Below are 23,939 nucleotides of genomic sequence, written 5' to 3'. Positions count from 1 at the left end.
TTGGTAATGCTAAGTTATGAAATTACTCCGGAACCTATAAGCTCATCTTTTATATACCAAGCTACAAACTGTCCTTCAGTAATTGCAGATTGTAGGTTTTTAAACTCAACATACATTCCAGAATCTACTTTATGCAATACAGCACTTTCTAATGTTTGACGGTAACGAATTCTAGCTTTTACTTGCATCGTCTCATCAACTTTTAAAGCTAAATCTTCTCGAACCCAATGCAATTCTTCATGACGCACAAATAATACTTTTTTGTATAATCCTGGGTGCTCTTTGCCTTGTCCGGTATAAATTACATTCTCCTTAACATCAGTATCAATAACAAATAAAGGTTCTACGGTGCCGCCTACAGCAAGTCCTTTTCGTTGACCTTTAGTAAAGTAATGCGCACCTTGATGCTTACCTACTATTTTACCATAATCGACTTGATACTCAATTTTTCGAGATAAATAAGCTAGTTTGTCTTCTTCAGTATTAAATTCAGTTTTAACTGTATTGAATATCTCTTGTTCTTTAGGAATTTCAACAATAAGGCCTTCTTTAGGTTTTAGCTGTTGCTGAAGAAAATCTGGCAATTTCACTTTACCTATAAAACATAAGCCTTGTGAGTCTTTCTTCTCTGCAGTTACTAAATCCAGTTTTGTAGCAATTTCTCTTACTTCAGGTTTTGTTAATTCACCAATTGGAAACAATGCTTTGGATAATTGCTCTTGAGATAACTGGCATAAAAAATACGATTGATCTTTATTATTGTCAACTCCAGCTAAAAGTTGATATATTTCCTTACCATCCTTTTCAATAATTCCTTTTCTGCAATAATGACCAGTAGCCACGTAATCAGCTCCAAGTTCTAAAGCTATTTTCATAAAAACATCAAACTTAATCTCTCTATTACAAAGCACATCAGGGTTTGGTGTTCGTCCTTTTTCATATTCATGGAACATATAATCTACTATACGTTCTTTATATTGTTCACTTAAATCAACCGTTTGAAATGGAATACCTAATTTTTCAGCAACTAGCATCGCATCATTACTATCATCTAACCAAGGGCATTCATTAGATATAGTAACCGAATCATCATGCCAGTTTTTCATAAACAAACCAATAACTTCATAACCTTGCTTCTTTAATAAATAAGCAGCAACGCTAGAATCTACCCCACCAGAAAGACCAATAATTACACGTTTCATTTCTAAAAAATTAGTTTACAAAGATACATAATATACTAAGATTTATAGAGTCATAAATTTTCTAATAAAATCGATGAAAAACATTTTTGTTTAAATTTTTGTTAAAATTATTAAACATTATTTGCTTTTATGTTTAATGTTTTTCTGTATTTGTCAAACAAAATAAAACCTTACATATTATGAAGACATTAAATTATTTAAAAAAATTAACGGCAATCCTACTTCTAACGGTTGCTTTCACATCATGCAGTGATGATGACAATGACATCGTTGAGTTTGTGCCAACAGAAAGTATTGTAGATATTGCTTTTGCTACGCAAGACTTATCAGATTTGTATTCTGCTTTAACAAAATATCCTGATTTAGTAGATTTGTTAAGCAACAGTGGAAATTTTACTGTTTTTGCACCTAACAATGATGCATTCGATGACTTACTTGTTGCTTTAGGTCAAACTTCAATAGATGATATCCCTGAAGACGTCTTAAAAAATGTTTTACAGTATCATGTATTTACCGGTGCGGCGTTAGAGGCTAGTCAAGTAATGACTGGTACAATCACTATGGCAAGCGGAGAAGATGCAGATGTTGTAGCAGATACTAATGGTGTGACTATAGCAAATGCTACAGTAGTGGCCATAGATGGTATAGGGACTAATGGTGTGGTACACATCATTGATAGTGTTATGGTTCCACCTTCCATATTACCTATTGTAGGAACCATTGTTGCTCCTGCATATTTTAATAAGAATTTTTCAACTTTAATAGCTGCTGTTCAAGCTGCTGACCCAAGCATTTTAGAACTTTTACTAGGTAACGGACCAACTGACGAAGGATTAACTTTGTTTGCTCCAACTAACGATGCTTTTACTGCTGCTGGTATAACAGATTTGGCAGACGTTGCAGCTGTTGTGAATGAAGTTCTAGCTTATCACGTAGTTAATGGTACTGTTCTTTCTACTGATTTACCTTTTACCACTATAGCATCAGCCCCAATTCCAACTTTATTAGAAGGTTCAAGCTTTTATTTAACGAATAAAGAAGGAGCGGGTAGTGTTAGTATAAATGGAACAACCCAAGTTGTTTTAGAAGCAGCTAACATCACGGCGTCAAACGGTGTCGTTCACGTTATTGATAAAACCTTAGTTCCACCAACTCAGGATATAGTTGATATTGTTGTTGACTTTACACAGGCTAGTAACCCACAGTTTACTCTACTTGCAGCGGCACTAACAAAAGCAAATTTAATTAGCGCTTTACAAGCTGATGGTCCAATTACAGTATTTGCCCCTACAGATGCAGCTTTTCTAGCCGCTGGAGTAGATCAAGCATTTATTGATGCCGCGACTCCTGCTCAGTTACAACCTATTTTATTACACCATGCAGTAGAACCAAGTGTAGCTGTATTCTCAAGTGATGTAGCTGATGGTGCTGTACCCATGTTGAATGGAACAAGCGTAACTATAAGTGGTTTAACTATATTAGATGGAGGTGGAAATACACCAGCAGCTAATTTAATAACTGATTTACTTAATGTTCATGCAACTAATGGCGTTATTCATGTTATTGACAAGGTATTGTTACCATAAGAATAACAATAAAATTTAACTAATGAAAAAGATAAATATAATTTTACAAATTTAGTTTGGTTTGTTGATTGTAGACAAACATTAGTAATTCCCACTAAATATTGTCTATGAAAAAGAGCGCCTTAAGAAATTAAGGCGTTTTTTTTATGTATTTAGGTTTATACGTAAAGTCTTTTTCTTCAACTAATTTACTGTTTGCATAGTACTTCCAAATTCCATCTTTCTTTCCTCTTTTATATTGGCCTTCAGATAACAACTCACCTTTAGGATTATAGAATTTTGCGGCACCATGTAACTCACCATTTTCATAGCTATATGTTTTAAGAGTCACATTTTTTTGTGATAACCAAAACGATTCGCCATTTAGCTTTCCATTTATATAGTTTTGCTTTTCAGCTATCTGTCCGTTTGGGTAATACACCAAGCGCTCTCCTATTAATTCACCTTTATCATTATAATGTTCTAAGGTTAGCAACTTATCAGAGTTTTTTTGGTAATACTTCCATGTACCAATGTATTTTTTACCATCCATATTCCCTTCACTAATCACTTTTCCGTTAGATGCTAAAAAAATCACCTCAGCTATTTTATTATTTTTATTAAACAATTTCGTAGCAGATAAAATGGCTTTATTTTATAATGCTTATAAAATTTAAACAGCCCAATTTCTTTTCCATGAAAAAACTGTCCTTCATACCTTATAATATTAGTATCCTCAAAGTTTTTTTTCCAAATTCCATGGCGTTCTCCGTTAGCATCGAATTGATTAATGTTTTGGGCAAAAATGAAACCGCAAGACATTAAAAGAAATAATACAATATAAACTCTTTTCATTTTTAATTTTGCTTTTATAAATTTCCTGGAAATGATACTTAAGTAACGAATAAACTTTTGATTTGTTATAACAAAAAAGCTGCCAAAATGATTTTCTTGACAGCTTTTTTAATTTCATAATACCTACAAGGTATTGAAAACCTCGCAGGATAAAATTACTTATATAATTTATTTACGTTTTTGTTGTGCTTGTTTTTGCTTTTCTGCCTGCTCCATCATATCAGCCATTTTTTTCTGAAAACGATTTTGCTTTTTAGGTTGCTTTTTCTTCTCTTGAATCTGTGCGTGAATTTTATCTTCATCAAGAATAAAGTTTTTAATAACCAAGATGATTCCAATACTAATTAAGTTTGAAATAAAGTAATATAAACTTAAACCAGACGCATAATTATTAAAGAAAAACAACATCATGATTGGTGAGAAATACATCATGTATTTCATCATTTTCCCCATATCTGGCATCCCTTCTTGCTGTGGTGCCGATTGCATATTTTGCCCTGTAGTTAAACGCATGTAAAAGAAAATAGCAATAGATGCTAAAATCGGGAATAAACTAACGTGGTTACCATAAAAAGGAATATTGAATGGCAAGTTAGCTATCACGTCGTATGATGATAAATCTTTTACCCAAAGGAACGATTTTTGTCTCAAATCAAACGCAGAAGGGAAGAATTGAAATAATGCATAAAATACAGGCAACTGAACTAAGGCTGGTAAACATCCAGCCATAGGGCTTGCTCCCGCTTTGGTTTGCAACGCCATAGTTTCTTGTTGCGCTTTCATTTTGTTATCCTTATGCTTTTCTCTAATTTCGTCAAGTTCAGGCTTTAAAATTTTCATTTTTGCCTGAGATAAAAACTGTTTGTACTGCACAAAGGATAATAATATCTTCACTAAAATGGTCATTACTACAATCGCAATACCATAAGGCATAAATCCACCTAAAAAGCCAAAAAGAGGCATAAAAATATATCGGTTTATCCAACCAAATAATCCCCAACCAAATGGGACTAATTCATCTAAATTTCTATTGTAAGTATCTAGAACTTTAAAATCACTAGGACCATAATACCAATCCATGGATTGATTAATTTCGCCACCTTGCAATTCTAAAGGAATTGTAGTTGCAAAGCTTTTAGTATAAACGGTATCTATAGTTTCTTCTTTTACTAAATTTTCAGTTTTAACTTTTACATTTTTAAAACGTGTATCTGTTAATAACACTGAAGAGAAAAAGTGTTGTTTATAGCCAACCCATGCTACATCTTCTATATCATCCTCACCATCTCTAGTATAATCTGCTTTTCCATCTTCATAATCATAGTGGACATCTGTATATCTATTTTCATAAGAAATACTCTTAGCATGACGATAACCTTTCAATTTCCAATCTAAATTAATAGCTTGAGAACTATTAATAATACTACTTAAACCTTGAGAACGGATTGTAAAATCTATCATATAATCGCCCGCTTTCAACTCATAACGATACTCTAAAAACTGACTTTCAGAAACCTTAAGTTTCATAGAAACCACAGTGATATCGCCTCTTTTAGTTACGGAAGGAACAAATGGTAAATCTTTGGTATTAAGGATTCGACTATCAGTAGTTCCAAAATTAATATTGAAAGAGGCATTATTATCCTTAATCATATAGATTGGAATGGAGTCGTAATCTACAAATTGTTTTAATCTTACTTCAGAAAGATATCCACCTTTGTTATTAAACGTAAGCGCTAACAAATCACTTTCAACAACCGTTTCTTTATCTGTTGATTGCATTGCTGAGTATGCGAACGCACCTAATTTATTATTTAACTGAACCATTTGAAGAGAATCTGCTCCAGAACCAACAACATAATCCTTAGCATTAGTTACAAAGGTTTGCTCTTGATTTTTAACTTTCTGTTCTGCTTCAACTTGTTCTTGCTTAGCTTTTTCTTGAGCTTCTAATTCTTCTGGCGTAGGTTGATTTTGCCAAAGCATATATGCTAAAATTCCGAATATAAGTACAAACCCTATAATCGAATTAATATCTAATTTTTTCTCTTCCATGTATTTATTCCGTATCGGTTAAAAAGATTCTTGCTTGCGCAGGAATGACAATAGCTTATCAAAAAACTATCCACTATTTATATTATGCCATAGTGGCACTTTTCTTTTTTTTCTTATGTGTAAAAGCTGCTTTTACAAATGCCACAAATAATGGGTGTGGATTTGCAACTGTACTTTTATATTCTGGATGATATTGTACTCCAACAAACCAAGGGTGTTCTGGAATTTCAACAATCTCTACTAAGCCTGTATCTGGATTTAAACCTGTAGCTTTCATACCTGCAGCCTCAATCTGTGCTTTAAATTTGCTATTAAATTCGTAACGATGTCTGTGACGTTCAGTAATACTTTCTGCTTTATAAATATCGCGAACTTTACTTCCTGTTTTCAAGTCACAAGCCCAAGCTCCTAATCGCATAGTACCGCCTTTATCTGTAATTGTTTTTTGGTCTTCCATTAAACCAATTACTGCGTTTTTGGTGTCAGAGTTCATTTCAGTAGAATCTGCATCACTAATTCCTAAAACATTTCGAGAGAACTCAATAACCGCCATTTGCATACCTAAACAAATTCCTAAAAAAGGCACATTGTTTTCACGTACAAACTTAACGGCATCTATTTTACCATCAATACCACGCTCTCCAAAACCTGGTGCCACCAATACACCATCTAAATGTCCTAACTTTAGTTTTGCATTATCACTGTTTATATATTCTGAATGAATAGATTCCACATTAACTTTTACTTCATTTTCTGCGCCAGCGTGAATGAATGCTTCTAATATTGATTTATAAGAATCTTGTAATTCTACATACTTACCAATTAGACCAATAGTAATTTCGGTTTTTGGATTTTTATGACGATGTACAAACTTATTCCATAAATCTATATCTGGTTTTGAGCTTTTAAGTTTTAACTTTTCAAGAACCACCTTATCTAAACCTTCTTCCAGCATTAAATTAGGTACATCATAAATTGTAGATGCATCTATAGACTGAATCACAGCTTCTTCCTTAACGTTACAAAATAAGGCTAGTTTACGACGTAATTCTTTTGGCAAATCGTATTCTGTTCTACAGACTAAAATATCGGCTTGCACACCACTTTCCATGAGTGTTTTTACGCTATGTTGCGTAGGTTTTGTTTTTAATTCGCCGGCAGCAGATAAATAGGGCACTAAGGTTAAATGAATAACTATACCGTTATTTTCTCCTAAATCCCAACGTAATTGACGTACGGCTTCTATATATGGCAAGGACTCAATATCACCTACAGTTCCACCAATCTCTGTTATAACAATATCATAATCACCAGATTTACCTAAAATCTGAATACGTTCTTTAATCTCGTTGGTAATATGTGGAACTACCTGAACTGTTTTTCCTAAAAACTCACCACGACGCTCTTTTTCAATCACACTTTGGTAAATTCTACCAGTGGTTACGTTATTAGCCTGACTTGTTGGTCGGTTTAAAAAACGCTCATAGTGTCCTAAATCTAAATCTGTTTCAGCGCCATCTTCAGTTACATAACATTCTCCGTGCTCATATGGATTTAAAGTTCCCGGATCTACGTTTATATAGGGGTCTAATTTCTGAATGGTTACTCTATAGCCTTGTGCTTGAAGTAGTTTAGCAAGAGAAGCTGCTATGATGCCTTTTCCTAAGGAAGATGTAACACCGCCGGTTACAAATATGTATTTTGCTGTAGTTGTCATGATGCGCTTATAAACGCAGGCAAATTTACAAAATTTAAATAGTTATTAGGGAATTGTTTTTTAGTTATTTAAAAGGTAATTATTAACAATTAAATTTGATGTTTTCTATTTTAAACACACTAAACCTCAATCACTTCCGCCTCCTTCTGAAACACATAGGTTAAAAGCCACATAATTGTAAAAGTTGGAATAATATCAAATCCTGGTATAATTTCTTCAATAAAAGATACAACACCAGCTATTTTACCTTTAGTGCCTTTATACATTTTACTCATTAAATAGCCAGATAAAGGAGCCCAAATAATATCGAAGATGGTGAGCATACCTATAGCATCAAATACAAGACTTAATCCTAACTTTTTATATTTACTTAATTTCTCTAAATTCATTATAGTTTATTTTACTAAAAATATAACAAGAAACATACCAAGTTTATTTTCCAATAAGCTTTAAAAATTCATTTCTAGTTTCAATTTTTTCAAACTGCCCTCTAAACCCAGAAGTTGTAGTAATAGAGTTTTGCTTTTGCACACCACGCATCATCATACACATGTGAGATGCTTCAATAACGACGGCAACACCTAAAGGTTTTAATGTGTCATTTATACAGTCTAAAACTTGTTCTGTTAACCGTTCTTGTACTTGTAAGCGTCTTGCAAAAACATCAACTATTCTCGGTAATTTACTTAAACCAACAATTTGTCCGTTTGGAATGTAGGCAATATGTGCTTTTCCAAAAAACGGTAAAATATGATGTTCACAAAGCGAATAGAGTTCAATATCTTTTACAATAACCATTTCGTTATATGACTCTTTAAACATGGCGCTTTTAAGAATTTCAACCGGATCTTGTTCGTAGCCTTGTGTTAAAAACTGCATCGCTTTTGCGGCACGTTCAGGTGTTTTTAAAAGACCATCACGCGCAGTATCTTCGCCTAAATCCTTAATAATGTCTTCATATCTTTTCTTAACATCCTCCGTTACTTCATTATTGTATTCCTCGAAACTCCTGTATGGCATATCTAATTATTTGTAGTGTAAAAACTAATTTTTATTTAAATATAAGCATAATATGGTTTTTACAATAAAAAGTAATCTTAATTGTTCTTAACAGTATAAAGTAGTAATTTCACAGCTGTTATTTTTTTACAGATGATTCAAGCAAAAAACATTCATAAATATTACGGTGATTTACAAGTTTTAAAAGGTGTGGATATCCACATTAAAAAAGGCGATATTGTATCGATTGTTGGTGCTTCTGGTGCTGGAAAAACAACATTACTTCATATCTTAGGTACATTAGATAAAGCGACTTCAATAAATGGTTATGAATTAATAATAAATAACACCAATATAAATTCTCTTAAAGACAAAACTTTAGCTAAATTTAGGAACGAACATATTGGTTTTATATTTCAGTTTCATCAATTGCTTCCTGAATTTACGGCTATTGAAAATGTTTGTTTACCCGCATTTATAAAAGGTACAAAAAAGACGGATGCGGAAAAAAGAGCTAAAGAGCTTCTAGATTTTTTAGGATTATCGCAGCGTTATGATCATAAACCAAATGAACTTTCTGGAGGAGAACAACAACGTGTTGCCGTGGCTAGAGCATTAATTAACAATCCTGATTTAATTTTTGCCGATGAACCTTCTGGAAATTTGGATAGCGAATCTGCTGAAAATTTACACAACTTATTTTTTAAACTCCGTGATGAGTTTGGTCAAACCTTTGTAATTGTAACCCACAATGAAGAGTTAGCAAATATGGCTGATAGAAAACTGACTATGGTTGATGGTTTAATTGTTAATCAATAAGCAAAAATTTTGAATAAAGCCGAACTCAAAGAATTTCTTGACGCAAAAGTCCAGCAATATAACAACCCGAAATTTATTAAGAGTGATCCCATTCAAATCCCGCATCAATTCACTAAAAAAGAAGATATTGAGATTTCAGGGTTTTTAACCGCAACTATAGCATGGGGAAACCGAAAAAGTATTATAAATAACAGTAAGCGAATTACGCAATTATTGGATAATGCGCCGCATGATTTTATAATGAATCATCAAGAGACAGATTTAGAAAAGCTTTTAACCTTTGTACACAGAACTTTTAACGGCGACGATTTTATTCAGTTTATAAAATCACTTCAGCATATTTACACCAAATATAATGGCTTAGAATCGGTGTTTTCAAAACATATTGAAAACAACTCACTTCAAAAATCCATTTCAAGTTTTAAATCCACTTTTTTTGAAATAGAACATTTAAAGCGTACCGAAAAACATGTTAGCGATCCTTTAAAAAACTCTGCTGCCAAACGTATCAATATGTTTTTACGTTGGATGGTTAGAAACGACCACGCTGGCGTAGATTTTGGTATATGGAAAAGCATCTCTCCTAGCCTATTATCCTGTCCACTAGATGTGCATTCTGGAAATGTAGCTAGAAAATTAGGCTTATTAAAAAGAAAACAAAACGATGCCAAAGCCTTATTAGAATTAGATACTGCTTTAAGAAATCTAGACGCTAAAGACCCTGTTAAATATGATTTTGCTTTATTTGGTTTGGGTGTTTTTGAAGGATTTTAATATTATTTAAATACAGTTTATCAATTCGAAATGAAGCAGGATTGAGACATCTCGTAGAATTAATCATATTAGATTTTGATTATAAGATTTCCTACCTCCGAAATGACAAAGAGTGATTTTTTCAAGTACACTAAATATTTTCGGATTTATGAGAAAAAACTGCGGGCCAAACCGCGTTAGGGATTGAAGCGGCATCCTTTTTAAAGCTTAAAAAAAGATGCCTTTTATAGGGCTAAAATTTAAAAGATTGCCATGTTGTTCGTCTTCGCAATACGCTTTAAAAAGATACAGCGGAAAGCCCGACCCTTTTGGGTAACGCCATAAAAAAAAAAACGACCGACAAATATAAAATTTATCAATCGTTATTTTCAAATTGTAGATTATAAATTGGTTTATCCTTTTAACCAAGCTTCGCGTAATGCATTTTGGGCATCTGTAGCGTTTTCTTTTACCTTTAATGCTTTTCCAGTTGTGTAACCTTGAGTGGTGGTTGTTTTAATAATAACTTCTTTACCATCTCTTTCTAATTTTACCTCTATATCTCTTCCTAGTTTCCAACCGAAAACTTCACCTAAAATAGCGTTAGCATTTTGAAGTGTTACTTCTTTTCCATCAATAGATTTTATAATATCGTTGGGTTGGGCGCCTTGCTCTTTCCAAAAACTATTTTCTAAAACGCTCTCTACAAAAAAGATGCCTCTATTTGGGTCTCCACTAACTATTGGTGCTCCGTTTAACAGTATATAATTTGTTTCAACTTTACCATCTGCTATTTCTAAACCTACTTTTTCGAAAAAGTTATTGTAATTAATTGGAAGGTCTCCAACCACATGTGTGGTTAAAAATTCGCCTACAGATGGATACGTCATTGCTGTAATTTCTTCAATAAGCTTATCGTCTTCAAACGGTTTGTTTTTTCCGTATTTATTGGATAACTCTTTCATTAACGACAGGATGCCTCTGTTTCCGTTACTTGCTTCGCGCATCAAAATGTCTATACACATACCTATTAATGCGCCTTTTTGGTACACGTTTAAATACTGGTCTTTGTAAGGGGCTTTTAAAATATTTTCGCTCATAATCGTAAAACTCATAGCGTCGTTTAAACTCTTTGAGCGCTGAATTTTACTCAATATTTTGGCGTAGAATTCTGATTCTTCAACTAAACCTTGGTCAACTTGAAATAAGGTTGCAAAATATTCGGTTACACCTTCGTACATCCATAAATGCTTTGAAAATGTTGGATTGTTATAATCGAAATAATGCACATCTTCTGAATGCACACTTAACGGTGTTACAATATGAAAAAACTCATGAGACACAACATCTGTCATGCTTTCTGCTAAAGCAACTTCATCCATTGATTCTGGTAATACTACTACGGTTGATGTGTGGTGTTCTAGAGCACCAAATCCTTTAGGAGAATCTTCTTCACCTTCAGATAAATACAAGTAAATATCATAACGTGGCGTAGAATTAATATCGCCTAAGTAAGCTTTTTGAGCTTTCATCATTTTAAAAACAACGTCTTTAAGTGATTTTGCTGAGTGCACTTTGTTTGGAGAATAAACACTTAATACAATTTTGATATCGCCAACCAGAAATTCTTCAACATCCAAATTACCATACATCATAGGGTTATCTGTTATGTCGAAATATCTTGGTGCTACATAACTTGTTGTTGTAGATGTTCCATCTTCACTCGGTTTTGAACTAACATTTTGTAAAGCTGAAGTACGAACAAAATCTGATGAGGCGGTAACATCTAGTTTATATTGATTGTTTTTTAATGAATCAAAATAACCAATAAATCCATGTAGGTTTAAAACGTAATTATTAGGTTCTAAATTTGTTCCTGACGGCGAAAAGGGTGTGTCTTTGCCTATACCTCCACTAACTTCAATATCATAAGTATCATTAACTAAATACGAAATTTTGTCTAATTGTTTGGCATTAGCAATGGTCCAAGAATTAGTATCTATTTTATTTACAACCATTTCGTTTCCTTGATAATCAAAGGCCTTAAAATCGTCTATATATCTACCAAAATCACTTACAGAGTATGTCCCTTGCACCACTCTAGGAAGTCTATAAGTGACCGTTTCAACCGTAAAACGACCTGGATTAATTGTAACAGGTGCTTTATCATCTGTAATATCAGATAAATTTATTGAAGTTTCAATAGGCAAACTTGTTGCTAAATCATTAGCTGTATTTTTAGTTGTTCCACAGGCAACTAACAAAGCACCAGCGAAAAAAGCGAATAGTGTTTTTGTATTCATTAAATTGTTTTTTATATTTTTTTAATTGACGTGCAAATTACCATATTGTTACCGTCTCCTTTCTTAAGGTTTTGTTAAATTCGCAGTATGCAAAATCTGTTAATTAGCATATTAATTCCGTTTAAGAATACTGAAGCATTTATAGGGGGTTGTTTAAAATCTATTATAGATCAAACCTACACCCATTGGGAGTTAATCATTATTGATGATAACTCTACAGACAACAGTTTTTCTGTAGTAGATGATTTTGCCAAAAATGACGAAAGAATTACGCTTTTAAAAAACTCTGGAAGTGGTATTATTGATGCTTTACAATTGGCTTTTAAAACAAGTTCTGGGGCATTAATAACGCGTATGGATAGTGATGATTTAATGCAACCCAACAAACTAGAAGTATTGGCTGGTAATTTATTGAATCATGGAAAAGGATATCTTTCAGTGGGTTTGGTTAATTATTTTTCTGCAGAAGGTATTAAAGCAGGTTATAAAAGTTATGAGATTTGGCTGAATACCTTAACTAAAAAAGGCACTAACTTTTCTGAAATCTATAAAGAATGTGTTATCCCCTCTCCGTGTTGGATGATTCACAGAACCGATTTAATAGCTTGCGATGCATTTAACCCTAATAAATATCCTGAGGACTACGATTTAGCCTTTCGGTTTTATAAACATGATTTTAAGTGCATTCCCTGTGATGTTGTCTTACATGATTGGAGAGATTATGGCCATCGTACCTCAAGAACCGATGCGCATTATGCTGAGAATCATTTTATACCTTTAAAACTAGATTATTTTTTAGAATTAGATTATAATTCAAAAAAAACACTTGTGGTTTGGGGCGCAGGAAACAAAGGAAAGTTTATTGCTAAATCGCTTGTTGAAAAAAATATGGAGTTTGAATGGATTTGCGATAACCCAAAAAAAATTGGAAAAGATATTTATGGTAAAATATTAAGACCTTTTTGTGATTTAGATGCTATTGAAAATACGCAGAGTATTATTACTGTTGCTAATAAAGAAGCGCAATTTGAAATTAGAGCATATTTGAGTAAATTGAAAATGAAGTCTTTGGATGATTATGTTTTCTTTTGTTAATTTCGTTCTTATAACTTTTTGATTTTAAGATAAATAACGCCTTATTATACATTTCAGGTTTGGCACACAGAAATGTTTTAGTGTCTTTGTGATACGCCCCTTAAGTCCCGTCAAGGGAAAAACTGTTATGGTTAGGCTATTCGTATAGGTTTGTGATTTGGTTGTTTTTGTTAAAGCTTTTTTTTATTTTTTTCTACTGAATAGAACTTAATAGTTATAAACTATAATGCTTTCATTTTAAACTTCTTGGTTTGGATTGTCCCCTTGAGCGGACTTTAGAGGTGTTTTTGCAATTATTAATAATTTAATTACCAAAAAGCACCTTTATAAATTCAATTGCATTTTCTATATTTGGGCAATCTAAAAAAGACATGCAGTTTAAACACCCAGAACTTCTTTACGCATTATTTTTACTGCTCATTCCTATTATTATTCATTTATTTCAGCTTCGTAAGTTCCAAAAAGTGGCATTCACAAATGTGGCTTTTCTTAAAGAAGCAACACTTCAAACTCGTAAAAGTTCGCAAATAAAAAAGTGGTTAATTCTTTTAACTCGAATGCTTTTACTTGCGGCTTTAGTTTTTGCTTTTGCCCAACCTTTTACTTCAAAATCTGATGCCTTTAAAACCGAAAAAGAAACGGTTATTTATTTAGATAATTCGTTTAGTATGCAAGCTAAAGGGAATCAAGGTGAGTTATTAAAACGTGCTGTACAAGACATTATTTCTAACGTCCCAGAAAATGAAAATATATCGATTTTTACTAATGATGCTATTTTTAAAAACACCTCTTTAAAGGCTATTAAAAATGACTTATTAAAACTTAATTATTCATCAAACGCATTAACATCTGAAGCTGCTTTATTAAAAAGCAAGACCTTTTTAAATGAAAAAACAAATACTTTAAATAATATTATATTAATAACTGATTTTCAAGAAGATGAATCCAATATTGAAATTAAATCAGACTCGTTAAACAACTTAAATTTTGTAAAATTAAACCCTGTTAATAAAAACAATATTGCCATTGATAGCCTTTATATTTCTGAGACCAATCCCACTGCAATTGAATTAAAAGTAACACTGAAAAATAGCGGTACAGCTATTGATAATTTACCCGTTTCGTTATATCATGATGATAAGCTAATTGCTAAAACTTCAGTAGCTATTGAGCGTGAAGCTGAAACCGTATTTTCACTTCCTACTAATCAAATAATAAATGGAAAAATAACAATTAATGATTCTAATTTGCAGTTTGACAATACGTTATTTTTCAACATAAATAAACCTTCAAAAATTAATGTTTTGGTTATTAATGGTGATGATGATGCCTTCCTAAAACGGATTTATACAAATACTGAATTTAATTACACATCAACTCCGGAACGTCAACTAAATTACAATTTGATTGATAAGCAAAACCTTATCATTTTAAATGAACTAAATAGTATTCCAGTGGCTTTAACTTCGGCCTTAAAACAGTTTACCAATCAAGGAGGTTCTATAATCGTAATCCCTTCAAAAAATAGTAATACCGAATCATACAATCAATTATTAGTTAATTACAATAGCGCTTTTAATGATTTAGTAAGCTCTGAAAAACGCATCACCACTATAAAATACTCACATCCATTATATAGCAATGGCGTTTTTGAAAAGCAAGTAAAAAACTTTCAATACCCAAAAGTGAATAGTTTTTACGGCATCGTTTCAAATAATTTAACCTCCGTTTTAAAATTTGAAGATGATAAACCCTTTCTAGGTCAGCATAAAAATGCCTTTATTTTTACATCCCCTTTAAACCAAAAAAATTCAAGTTTTAAAAATTCGCCTTTAATCGTTCCTACGCTATACAACATTGCAAAACAAAGTTTTAAAATTCCAGAGTTATATTACACTATAGGTAAAGAAAACTCCTTTGATGTGGATACAGAAATGCAACAAGACGCAGTTTTATCATTAGAAAAGGATAACATTAGTATCATCCCAAAACAGCAATATTTTAATAATAAGGTTGTCGTAAATACTGCTGAAGCACCAACAGAAGCAGGTACTTACGCCGTAATTAATAAAAATGAAGTTGTAAAAAATGTGAGTTATAATTTTAGTAGAACCGAAAGTGAGTTAGCTTACAAAGACCTTTCTTCATTAGAGCATGCAACCGTTAGTGATTCCATTACAGAAATTTTCGATACCATAAAAAGTGACACAAAAGTTAACGCCTTATGGAAATGGTTTGTTATTTTTGCATTAGCGTTATTGATTATTGAAATGCTCATCTTAAAATTCTTTAAATGAACATACTTATAAAATCTGCCACAATTATAGACTCAAAAAGCGAGTTTCATAATACAACTCAAGATTTGTTAATTGAAAATGGCAAGATTACTAAGATTTCCAGCAGCATTAAAAACCCTAAAAACTACAAAGAAATTAATCTTGACAACCTCCATATTTCTCAAGGCTGGTTTGATAGTAGTGTGAGTTTTGGAGAACCTGGATTTGAAGAACGCGAAACCATACAAAACGGACTCAAAACAGCAGCACATTCAGGTTTTACTGCCGTTGCTGTAAATGCTAATACAAATCCTGTAATAGATTCCAATTCAGACATTACGTTTTTAAATTCTAAAGCGAATAACAATGCGGTTAGCTTATTACCAATGGGCGCGTTAACAGTTGCTAGTAAAGGCGAACACTTAGCAGAACTTTATGATATGAGTACTGCTGGCGCAGTAGCATTTTATGATTACAAAAGCCCCATTTCAAATCCTAACTTAATGAAAATTGCTTTGCAATATGCTAGTAATTTTGATGGTTTAGTATGCTCCTTTCCTCAAGAACATAAAATTTCTGGAAACGGCGTTATGAATGAGAACCTCACGAGTACCAAATTAGGCTTAAAAGGGATTCCTGCTTTAGCAGAAGAGTTACAAGTAGCTAGAGATTTGTTTTTGCTAGAATATACTGGCGGAAAATTACACATCCCAACCATTTCAACAGCCACATCAGTAGCTTTGATTAGAGAAGCTAAAAAGAAGAAATTAGATATTACTTGTAGTGTGGCCATCCATAACTTATACTTCTCTGATGCTGTTTTAACGGATTTTGACACCAACTATAAAGTATTACCGCCACTTAGAACACAAACAGATATAGATGCTTTAATTTATGGCTTAAAAGATGGCACCATAGATATGGTAACTACAGACCATAACCCTATTGATATTGAAGATAAAAAAATAGAGTTTGATCATGCTAGTTACGGGACGATTGGTCTAGAAAGTGCTTTTGGAGCTTTACAAAGTATATTCACTACTAAAAAAACAATTGATCTTTTAACAAAAGGAAAAACTAGATTTGGTATTGAAGCGGTACCAATAGCTGTTGGTAATACTGCAAATATCGCACTCTTTAATCCAGTTACTAAATACACATTTTCTAAAAACGATATCGTATCAAAATCTAAAAACGCTATTTTTTTAAATGCATCTTTAAAAGGAAAGGCTTATGGTATTATTGCAAACAACCAAGCCGTTTTAAATTCTTAATCATGACAGAACAAGATATAGATAAGGGCCGCCAAAACGCCATTATAAGTTATATAACCATATTTGGGGTTATTATAGCCTATTACTTAAATAATGAAGACGGTAAAATGAGTCCGTTTGCTAGTTTTCATATTAGACAATCTCTAGGTTTATGGCTTACTTTTTTTGCTTTAGGCTATATCATTGGGAGCTTTAATAGCTGGTTAATTACTTCGGCATTTTATCTGTTTTTTGCTGTTCTTTTCATTTATGGTTTTACAAATGCTATTGGAAGAAAAACACAAGCAGTTCCATTAGTGGGTAGCTTCTACCAAAAAATATTTTCAAACCTTGGTTCATAAATGGTAAATACTAACCTCTCTTTGCAACATATTATTCGTAAATCTAGTTTAACCGAAAATGCACCGCTACTCATTATGTTGCATGGTTATGGTAGCGATGAAAACGATTTATTTTCTTTTGCTTCTGAATTACCAGAAGAACTTTTTATCATTTCATTAAAAGCACCATACCCTATGCAACCTTATGGAAATGCTTGGTACGCTATAAATTTTGATGCTGATAAAGGCAAGTGGAGCGATAATGAACAAGCAAAAGCATCTCGGGATTTAATTGCCAAATTTATTGACGAAGCCGTTGCCGCCTACCCTGTTAACAAAAACAATGTGTCGCTTTTAGGTTTTAGTCAAGGGTCTATTTTAAGTTATGCCGTGGCACTTACCTATCCTGAAAAAGTAAAAAACATTGTTGCGCTTAGTGGTTATATTAATAAAGATATTTACCCTGAAGGTTTTGAAACTAGAGATTATTCTAGTTTAGATTTTTACTGCTCTCACGGAAGCGCAGACCAAGTGATTCCTATTAATTGGGCGAGACTTACACCACCTTTTTTGGACGGACTAAACATTAAGTTCAAGTATTCAGAGTTTCCTGTGGGACATGGTGTTGCGCCTCAAAATTTCTATGAGTTTAAGGATTGGTTGATGAAACGTCTTTGATATTGGTGACATAAAAAAATCCAGCACGAAGCTGGATTTTAAATATCATAAAATTAGATTTTCTAACTGTTTACTACCAATCTGAAACCTTCACCGTGGATGTTAAGTATTTCTACTTTATCGTCTAATTTCATATACTTACGTAGTTTCGCGATGTATACATCCATACTTCGTGATGTAAAATAGTTATCGTCGCGCCATATTTTGGTTAATGCCAATTCTCGTGGCATTAAATCGTTTTCATGCAATGCTAATAAACGCAATAACTCATTTTCTTTTGGCGATAATTTTACTGGATCTTGTCCATCGAACTTTAGAAAACGTAGTTTTGAGTTTAAATCGAAACGACCGATTTTAAACTCGAATTGCTTACTATCTGAAATGGTTTCAGTCGCCTTTCTTTGGATAATGGCTTTGATTTTCATTAAAAGCACCTCGCTATCAAAAGGTTTATTTAGGTAATCGTCTGCCCCTACTTTATACCCTCTTAAAACGTCTTCTTTCATCGTTTTAGCAGTTAGAAATATAATGGGAACATCGGTGTTTTTTTCTCTGATTTCTTTTGCCAAAGTAAAGCCATCTTTATAAGGCATCATAACATCTAGAATACATAAATCGAAATCGTCTTTCTTGAATTTCTCAAAGCCTTCCATCCCATTTTTGGCATGTGTAACTTCGTAATCATTCATCATTAAATAATCTTTAAGAACGGTTCCGAAATTTGGATCGTCTTCTACTAATAATATTCTTTTTTTATGTTCTTCCATAGTTTATGATATTAGTGGAAGCTTTATTATAAAAGTGCTTCCTTTGTCTTTTTCTGATTCTACTGATACATGACCTTGATGGTCTTCTACAATTCTCTTAACGTAAGCCAAACCTAAACCATGGCCTTTTACGTTATGAATATTTCCTGTGTGTTCTCTATAAAACTTTTCGAACACTCTTTTGGCAGCTGCTTTACTCATACCGCTACCATAATCTTTAATTTTTAATATAATATTAGTACCTACATTTTCAGTATATACTTCAATTTTTGGTGCTTCTGGAGAATATTTAATAGCATTATCCAGAATATTTACTACTACATTGGTAAAGTGCGTTTCGTTTGCTAAAACCGAGGTTTTATCTGCTTTAAAAAACGTTTTCATAGAGCCTTGTCTGTCTTCAACTATTAACTCAACATGCGTTAATGCATCTTCTAGTAAGTCGTGTAAATCGACTCTATCCTTACTAATATTTAACTCATTCTTTTCTAGTTTAGATATTCTCAATACATTTTCAACTTGCGAATGCATACGTTTATTTTCTTCCTTTATCATTCTAAGGTATCGCAACACCTTCTCTTTATCATCAATCACTTTTGGATTCCGAATAGCATCTAAAGCTAGATTTATAGTTGCAATTGGTGTTTTAAACTCATGCGTCATATTATTGATGAAATCTGTTTTTATTTCTGAAATTTTACGCTGCTTTACCAACTGAAACAAAGCACTTGAATACGCTAATATGATAATAGATGTAAAAATTATTGATAATAATATCATACCTATAATTCCAGATAAAATAAACTTTCTATCGTCTGGAAAGTTTACTAAGAGCCTATATGGTGTTTGATTGTTTTCATCATAAAATATAGGAACTTTAAAGTTGGATTTTGGATCATATTCAAAGTTATCACTACTTACTTTAGTTGCTAAATCGTTACTGTAAATTGCAAAATCGAAATCAATATCAATACCATCTTTTCTGAGTTTTTGTACTAATAATTTTTTAATCTCTGCTTCAGAGACACGTTTATGAATTGGTGTTCTTTTAGAGATTTCTTTAAAACTCTTATCAAAACTTAAACGTTGTGCTTCATCAATGGTACCGCTTCTAATAATCTTAGAAATAGGACTTTTAATATCCTTATTGTCTGTTCCTGAGTTATTATATATTTCAGCTGTTGATTGTGCTGTAATATTTTTAATATCAAGGCTGTCTAAACCAATGTCAAAGAGCGAAGAAGATAGTTTATAGTTTTCTTCTAAAACATTACTTCTATATATGAGCGTTTCTTTTGTGCTGTTATTTTTTTGGTAAATCAGTAATTGAGAAACAGCATCTTCATCTGATTTTTTATCACTATCTAAATTAATAAACTTAGAAAAATATTTTTCAGATTCGTTTTCTTCAATGGTATTAGACACATAATTTAATGCTTTTACAACATTAAATTTAAAACGTTCCTTTTCGTTATTTACCGAATCATTAATATAATAAGCTTGAATTGCAATAATACCAACTAGAGACAAGCTCATGAGTATTATTAACAGAATAAATAACTTTTTGCCCATTATTCAAAATTAACATTTTAACATTTAGCAATCTTATGTTTTAACCTTACATTAACACAAATGTTAAAATTTAAGATACTACGTTTTATTAAGAAGTTTCTCATGAATTTTTAAGACTTGTTGTTTCGTATTTTCAAGTTGTATATTTTCAATTACGAAATGAGAATGCTTGACTTTTTCTTCATCTGTCCATTGATTTTTCATAATGGCTTCAATTTTTTCTTTTGAAGTATGATCACGTTTAAGTAAACGTTTTATTTTTGTTTCTATTGGAGCTGTTACTGTAATTACAAAATCGCATGCTTTTTGCCCTCCATTTTCAAATAGTATAGCAACTTCTTTAATAACGTAAGGGGCTTGTTGTTTAAGCACCCATTTTTCAAAATGCCTAGCTACTTTAGGGTGTACTATGGCATTCATTTTTTGCAAATAACTTTTATCATTAAAGATAAGATTAGCTAAGAATGGTTTGTTTAACTCACCATTAACATAAGCTTCTTTTCCAAATAATTTGATGAGTTTTCTTTTAATGATTTTTGATCTTCGCATCAATTTTTTTGCTTCCTCATCAGCTATATAAACAGGAATACCTAATTCAGAAAACTGCTTTGCTACAGTTGTCTTACCACTTCCTATACCTCCTGTAAGTCCTACAATAATCATTTTGTTAATATAAATTCAATGCGTTGCTGCTTTATTTTTGCGTTTTTTACAGCTTCTGGGGATTTAATAAGCTCTGGCACAAAAAATGACTGACTCTCATTAATTTTGTTAAAATCACAAACCACCTTAAAATCTTTGACTGAAATCGTATTGAAGTTTGTTAAACTTACATAATACGAAACACTTACAACTTTTGGAAAGTATTTTAGTTTTGTGTTTTTTGGAGCGTTTATTATAAAAACAGGAACTTTAAGAGTGCCCTCAGTAAACTTTTCTACTTGTCCTTTTAATATAATTTGTTTTGAAGAAAATTTTAAATCTGAAGCATTTTTTGGTAATTTTAATTTTACTGTTTCTGATATATTTGCTCTTATATCATTTAAAATAATGGGTTCAGCTTCAAGAGCAGTAATTTGAGAAACTAGTATATTTGGACCTACAACAATAATAGAATCTGGTTCTGAAAACACATCATTAGACATATCAAAACCAGGACTAAAACTAAGTTTTGTATTCAATACAACCGGTACTTTTTTTACCATATTTACACCATATCTAAACGTTACTGGATCTGGTGATATACTTAAAAGCTCAACCTGTTTTTCAAATTGCGTGTTATTTAAATAGGATTTTGATTTATTCCAAACAAAAACGCCCTCTTTTTTATAAACATCTTTACTAAAATCTATTTTAATTTTTGGCTTAGACATGTAGTACTTCAACCAATTAAAACCATGGGTTTTTAATGTTATATTTAATTTTACAGAATCATTTAATATAACATTTTCTTGAGGCACATTTAGTTTTTCAATCTCAAAAGGCAAAGTATTTGTGTAGTATTTTGAAAGCTTAGTAAATATTAAAATAACAAAAGCAGAGAGTAAAAACAAAATGAATACATTAATTCTTTTATTCTTAAATGATGCTATAATATCTGCTTTTAATTTTCTCATTACTTCAGATTAAAGAATAATTTAGGGAAGTGCGTTTCTGGATTTTTATTCAATATAGAAACCGCAAAAGTAGAATTTAAAAACCCGAAACCATAACCTAAAAACTGAATCAAAATAGCGGGTATTACTAATATTGATGCCATAATATTTTTAGTGCTAAATAATGCTAAAAAAAGTGCAATTATAAAATAAAGTCCATAACAAATCAATAGCCATTTAAATCCAAAAACAAATAGAAAAATAGCTATTATTAAACCTAAACAAAATAAGGTTGGAAACCAATACGTTATTTTTTTTGTTGATGGGTGCCACTTATTTAAAATTGGACGAACCATTCCGAACTTATTAACTTGTTTATAGAAATTAGCCCAAGAAATACGTCGTTTATGATATACAAAAGCTTCTGGAATTAGTTTTGTTTTATAGCCTAATTTCCATAACCTGATTGACAAGTCTGGGTCTTCACCAGGATGGATACAGCCAAATCCCTTTGAATCTTCAAATGCTTTTTTTGAAAGCCCCATATTGAAACTTCTAGGCTGAAATTTACCAACACTTTTTTTATTTCCTCTAATACCTCCTGTAGTTATAAAAGAAGTCATCGAGAAATTAATCGCTTTTTGAAGGTTTGAAAACGACTGGTGAGCCGCATCTGGACCTCCAAAACAATCTACATAATCTGTTTTTAAACTTTTATCTACTTCAATTAAATAGGATGCAGGAAGGATACAATCAGAATCTAAAATGATAAAATAGTTTCCTTTGGCCTGTTGCATTCCAAAATTTCTTGAATCGCCTGGTCCAGAATTTTCTTTGAAGAAATAAGAGATATTCAATTTGCTATTAAACGCATCAACTACATCTTTTGATGTTTTGGTTGAACCATCTTCAATTATTACAATTTCATAGTCGATATTACCATCTAATGCTTCAAAACTTTGTAAAAGTTCTTGAATTTCATTTGGTCGATTATAGACTGGAATTATAAATGAATACTGTAATTGCATACTACAAATGTAATTAATCTTGTTACATTTATTAGCAAACTAGCAAGTGCTTTTCGATTGGACAGGTAATTTGCGGACACCTGCGAGAGTGATAGTAGTGGTTAGCTTTTGGCGAGGCGCGCATCGAGCCAAAACTAGTAACGGATAGCGCGGTTTTTTTAAAACTCGCCATAAAAAAAGCCACCCTTTTCAAGATGGCGCTTTACATTATATAAATTGTTGTTCTATTCTTCTCCTACAAACGTACTCATTACTGCATCACTTACACCCATGTTGCTAAAACCGCCATCATGAAATAAGTTTTGTAATGTTACGCGTTTTGTTAAATCACTAAATAAAGACACTGTGTAATTTGCACAATCTAGAGCAGTAGCATTACCAAGTGGCGACATTTTTTCTGCGTAAGCAATAAAACCATCAAAACCTTTAACGCCACTACCTGCTGTTGTTGGTGTTGGTGATTGTGAAATGGTATTTACACGAACTTTTTTATCTCTACCAAAGAAATACCCAAAACTACGTGCAATACTTTCTAAATAGGCTTTATTATCAGCCATATCATTATAATCTGGAAAAACACGTTGTGCGGCCATATAGGTTAAAGCGACGATACTTCCCCACTCATTCATAGCATCAGATTTATACAAAGTCTGCATTAATTTATGAAAAGACATAGCAGAAACATCAGTTCCTTTTTGAGTCCATTCATAATTTTGATCTGTATAATGTTTTCCTTTTCTAACATTTATAGACATACCAATGGAATGCAATACAAAATCAATTTTTCCTCCAAGAATTTCTTGAGATTTATCAATTAAATTCTGTAAATCTTCAAGAGAAGTGGCATCAGCAGGAATAATTTGAGAACCTGTTTTTTCTGCTAACTCATTAATTTGCCCCATTCTCATCGCTACTGGCGCGTTAGTAAGTACAAATTGTCCGCCTTCTTCATGCACACGTTCAGCAGTTTTCCAAGCAATTGAATTTGAATCTAATGCTCCGAAAATGATTCCTTTTTTTCCTTTTAGTAAGTTATACATATTAGTTAGTTATTTATTCTTATTTG

General features: G+C 32.1%; 21 protein-coding genes. 8 read left to right on the top strand and 13 right to left on the bottom strand.

Annotation, left to right across the window (positions count from 1 at the left end):
* Positions 1 to 14: 14 nt before the first annotated feature.
* Positions 15 to 1,202, bottom strand: coding sequence for a tRNA 2-thiouridine(34) synthase MnmA (mnmA, locus tag P8K68_RS12990; RefSeq protein WP_300251742.1), 1,188 nt, complete (start codon positions 1,200 to 1,202; stop codon positions 15 to 17).
* Positions 1,203 to 1,381: 179 nt separating this feature from the next.
* Between mnmA and P8K68_RS12985 the strand changes: the two genes are divergently transcribed.
* Positions 1,382 to 2,788 carry a fasciclin domain-containing protein gene (locus tag P8K68_RS12985; protein ID WP_300251739.1) on the top strand — a complete coding sequence of 469 codons (1,407 nt, stop codon included), beginning with the start codon at positions 1,382 to 1,384 and terminating at the stop codon, positions 2,786 to 2,788.
* Between the two features lie 130 nt (positions 2,789 to 2,918).
* On the opposite strand, the gene P8K68_RS12980 is transcribed toward P8K68_RS12985, so the two are convergent.
* The 5 genes from P8K68_RS12980 to folE form a co-directional block, all read right to left on the bottom strand.
* Complete coding sequence (locus P8K68_RS12980; RefSeq protein WP_300251737.1) at positions 2,919 to 3,365, bottom strand: hypothetical protein; 447 nt, start codon at positions 3,363 to 3,365, stop codon at positions 2,919 to 2,921.
* Between the two features lie 425 nt (positions 3,366 to 3,790).
* On the bottom strand, positions 3,791 to 5,677 hold the full coding sequence (gene yidC, locus P8K68_RS12975; protein WP_300251734.1) for a membrane protein insertase YidC: 1,887 nt from the start codon (positions 5,675 to 5,677) through the stop codon (positions 3,791 to 3,793).
* Positions 5,678 to 5,759: 82 nt separating this feature from the next.
* Positions 5,760 to 7,394, bottom strand: coding sequence for a CTP synthase (locus P8K68_RS12970; RefSeq protein WP_300251731.1), 1,635 nt, complete (start codon positions 7,392 to 7,394; stop codon positions 5,760 to 5,762).
* A gap of 119 nt (positions 7,395 to 7,513) precedes the next feature.
* Positions 7,514 to 7,783: a hypothetical protein gene (locus P8K68_RS12965; RefSeq protein ID WP_300251729.1), complete on the bottom strand. Its 270-nt coding sequence runs from the start codon at positions 7,781 to 7,783 to the stop codon at positions 7,514 to 7,516.
* Positions 7,784 to 7,826: 43 nt separating this feature from the next.
* Positions 7,827 to 8,414, bottom strand: coding sequence for a GTP cyclohydrolase I FolE (gene folE, locus P8K68_RS12960; protein ID WP_300251725.1), 588 nt, complete (start codon positions 8,412 to 8,414; stop codon positions 7,827 to 7,829).
* Between the two features lie 132 nt (positions 8,415 to 8,546).
* Between folE and P8K68_RS12955 the strand changes: the two genes are divergently transcribed.
* Complete coding sequence (locus P8K68_RS12955) at positions 8,547 to 9,212, top strand: ABC transporter ATP-binding protein (protein ID WP_300251723.1); 666 nt, start codon at positions 8,547 to 8,549, stop codon at positions 9,210 to 9,212.
* Positions 9,213 to 9,221: 9 nt separating this feature from the next.
* Positions 9,222 to 9,986, top strand: a complete 765-nt coding sequence (locus P8K68_RS12950; protein WP_300251721.1) for a TIGR02757 family protein — start codon at positions 9,222 to 9,224, stop codon at positions 9,984 to 9,986.
* 392 nt (positions 9,987 to 10,378) lie between these two features.
* Here P8K68_RS12950 and P8K68_RS12945 read toward each other — a convergent pair whose 3' ends face one another.
* The gene (locus tag P8K68_RS12945; protein WP_300251719.1) at positions 10,379 to 12,268 is read right to left on the bottom strand and encodes a peptidase M61; all 1,890 of its coding nucleotides are present in this window, start codon (positions 12,266 to 12,268) and stop codon (positions 10,379 to 10,381) included.
* Between the two features lie 87 nt (positions 12,269 to 12,355).
* On the opposite strand from P8K68_RS12945, the gene P8K68_RS12940 reads away from it, so the two are divergent.
* The 5 genes from P8K68_RS12940 (at position 12,356) to P8K68_RS12920 (ending at position 17,911) form a co-directional block, all read left to right on the top strand.
* On the top strand, positions 12,356 to 13,363 hold the full coding sequence (locus P8K68_RS12940; protein WP_300251717.1) for a glycosyltransferase family 2 protein: 1,008 nt from the start codon (positions 12,356 to 12,358) through the stop codon (positions 13,361 to 13,363).
* Between the two features lie 371 nt (positions 13,364 to 13,734).
* Positions 13,735 to 15,660 (top strand): BatA domain-containing protein, encoded by a 1,926-nt coding sequence (locus P8K68_RS12935; RefSeq protein WP_300251715.1) that lies wholly within the window; start codon positions 13,735 to 13,737, stop codon positions 15,658 to 15,660.
* On the top strand, positions 15,657 to 16,913 hold the full coding sequence (locus P8K68_RS12930) for a dihydroorotase (protein ID WP_300251713.1): 1,257 nt from the start codon (positions 15,657 to 15,659) through the stop codon (positions 16,911 to 16,913). Before P8K68_RS12935 ends, P8K68_RS12930 begins: the two co-directional genes overlap by 4 nt.
* Before the next feature lie 2 nt (positions 16,914 to 16,915).
* A complete protein-coding gene (locus P8K68_RS12925; RefSeq protein WP_300251710.1) occupies positions 16,916 to 17,254 on the top strand; it encodes a hypothetical protein in 339 nt (112 codons plus the stop codon).
* Positions 17,255 to 17,911 carry an alpha/beta fold hydrolase gene (locus P8K68_RS12920; protein WP_300251707.1) on the top strand — a complete coding sequence of 219 codons (657 nt, stop codon included), beginning with the start codon at positions 17,255 to 17,257 and terminating at the stop codon, positions 17,909 to 17,911.
* Positions 17,912 to 17,973: 62 nt separating this feature from the next.
* Here P8K68_RS12920 and P8K68_RS12915 read toward each other — a convergent pair whose 3' ends face one another.
* The 6 genes from P8K68_RS12915 to P8K68_RS12890 form a co-directional block, all read right to left on the bottom strand.
* Positions 17,974 to 18,678 carry a response regulator transcription factor gene (locus tag P8K68_RS12915; protein WP_300251704.1) on the bottom strand — a complete coding sequence of 235 codons (705 nt, stop codon included), beginning with the start codon at positions 18,676 to 18,678 and terminating at the stop codon, positions 17,974 to 17,976.
* 3 nt (positions 18,679 to 18,681) lie between these two features.
* Positions 18,682 to 20,214 (bottom strand): HAMP domain-containing sensor histidine kinase, encoded by a 1,533-nt coding sequence (locus tag P8K68_RS12910; RefSeq protein WP_300251700.1) that lies wholly within the window; start codon positions 20,212 to 20,214, stop codon positions 18,682 to 18,684.
* A gap of 114 nt (positions 20,215 to 20,328) precedes the next feature.
* Entirely contained in the window at positions 20,329 to 20,913 is a 585-nt protein-coding gene (coaE, locus tag P8K68_RS12905) for a dephospho-CoA kinase (protein WP_300251697.1), read from the bottom strand.
* On the bottom strand, positions 20,910 to 21,866 hold the full coding sequence (locus tag P8K68_RS12900) for a YbbR-like domain-containing protein (protein WP_300251692.1): 957 nt from the start codon (positions 21,864 to 21,866) through the stop codon (positions 20,910 to 20,912). Before P8K68_RS12900 ends, coaE begins: the two co-directional genes overlap by 4 nt.
* Entirely contained in the window at positions 21,866 to 22,873 is a 1,008-nt protein-coding gene (locus tag P8K68_RS12895) for a glycosyltransferase (RefSeq protein WP_300251689.1), read from the bottom strand. The genes P8K68_RS12900 and P8K68_RS12895 overlap by 1 nt, the downstream gene beginning before the upstream one ends.
* Positions 22,874 to 23,097: 224 nt before the next feature.
* Entirely contained in the window at positions 23,098 to 23,913 is an 816-nt protein-coding gene (locus tag P8K68_RS12890; RefSeq protein ID WP_300251686.1) for an SDR family oxidoreductase, read from the bottom strand.
* Positions 23,914 to 23,939: the final 26 nt, after the last annotated feature.

The sequence above is a fragment of the Algibacter sp. genome (assembly GCF_029245835.1).
GTDB lineage: Bacteria > Bacteroidota > Bacteroidia > Flavobacteriales > Flavobacteriaceae > Algibacter_B.
This window is presented reverse-complemented; position numbering and strand designations above follow the sequence as displayed.

What these genes read in the sequence shown, in the direction of transcription:
- P8K68_RS12900 (WP_300251692.1), bottom strand. Translation starts at nt 21,866, where the DNA reads ATGAGAAAATTAAAAGCAGATATTATAGCATCATTTAAGAATAAAAGA.
- P8K68_RS12925 (WP_300251710.1), top strand. Translation starts at nt 16,916, where the DNA reads ATGACAGAACAAGATATAGATAAGGGCCGCCAAAACGCCATTATAAGT.
- P8K68_RS12955 (WP_300251723.1), top strand. Translation starts at nt 8,547, where the DNA reads ATGATTCAAGCAAAAAACATTCATAAATATTACGGTGATTTACAAGTT.
- P8K68_RS12985 (WP_300251739.1), top strand. Translation starts at nt 1,382, where the DNA reads ATGAAGACATTAAATTATTTAAAAAAATTAACGGCAATCCTACTTCTA.
- folE (WP_300251725.1), bottom strand. Translation starts at nt 8,414, where the DNA reads ATGCCATACAGGAGTTTCGAGGAATACAATAATGAAGTAACGGAGGAT.
- coaE (WP_300251697.1), bottom strand. Translation starts at nt 20,913, where the DNA reads ATGATTATTGTAGGACTTACAGGAGGTATAGGAAGTGGTAAGACAACT.
- P8K68_RS12910 (WP_300251700.1), bottom strand. Translation starts at nt 20,214, where the DNA reads ATGAGCTTGTCTCTAGTTGGTATTATTGCAATTCAAGCTTATTATATT.
- P8K68_RS12915 (WP_300251704.1), bottom strand. Translation starts at nt 18,678, where the DNA reads ATGGAAGAACATAAAAAAAGAATATTATTAGTAGAAGACGATCCAAAT.
- P8K68_RS12935 (WP_300251715.1), top strand. Translation starts at nt 13,735, where the DNA reads ATGCAGTTTAAACACCCAGAACTTCTTTACGCATTATTTTTACTGCTC.
- P8K68_RS12895 (WP_300251689.1), bottom strand. Translation starts at nt 22,873, where the DNA reads ATGCAATTACAGTATTCATTTATAATTCCAGTCTATAATCGACCAAAT.
- yidC (WP_300251734.1), bottom strand. Translation starts at nt 5,677, where the DNA reads ATGGAAGAGAAAAAATTAGATATTAATTCGATTATAGGGTTTGTACTT.
- P8K68_RS12970 (WP_300251731.1), bottom strand. Translation starts at nt 7,394, where the DNA reads ATGACAACTACAGCAAAATACATATTTGTAACCGGCGGTGTTACATCT.
- P8K68_RS12890 (WP_300251686.1), bottom strand. Translation starts at nt 23,913, where the DNA reads ATGTATAACTTACTAAAAGGAAAAAAAGGAATCATTTTCGGAGCATTA.
- P8K68_RS12945 (WP_300251719.1), bottom strand. Translation starts at nt 12,268, where the DNA reads ATGAATACAAAAACACTATTCGCTTTTTTCGCTGGTGCTTTGTTAGTT.
- P8K68_RS12920 (WP_300251707.1), top strand. Translation starts at nt 17,255, where the DNA reads ATGGTAAATACTAACCTCTCTTTGCAACATATTATTCGTAAATCTAGT.
- mnmA (WP_300251742.1), bottom strand. Translation starts at nt 1,202, where the DNA reads ATGAAACGTGTAATTATTGGTCTTTCTGGTGGGGTAGATTCTAGCGTT.
- P8K68_RS12965 (WP_300251729.1), bottom strand. Translation starts at nt 7,783, where the DNA reads ATGAATTTAGAGAAATTAAGTAAATATAAAAAGTTAGGATTAAGTCTT.
- P8K68_RS12940 (WP_300251717.1), top strand. Translation starts at nt 12,356, where the DNA reads ATGCAAAATCTGTTAATTAGCATATTAATTCCGTTTAAGAATACTGAA.
- P8K68_RS12930 (WP_300251713.1), top strand. Translation starts at nt 15,657, where the DNA reads ATGAACATACTTATAAAATCTGCCACAATTATAGACTCAAAAAGCGAG.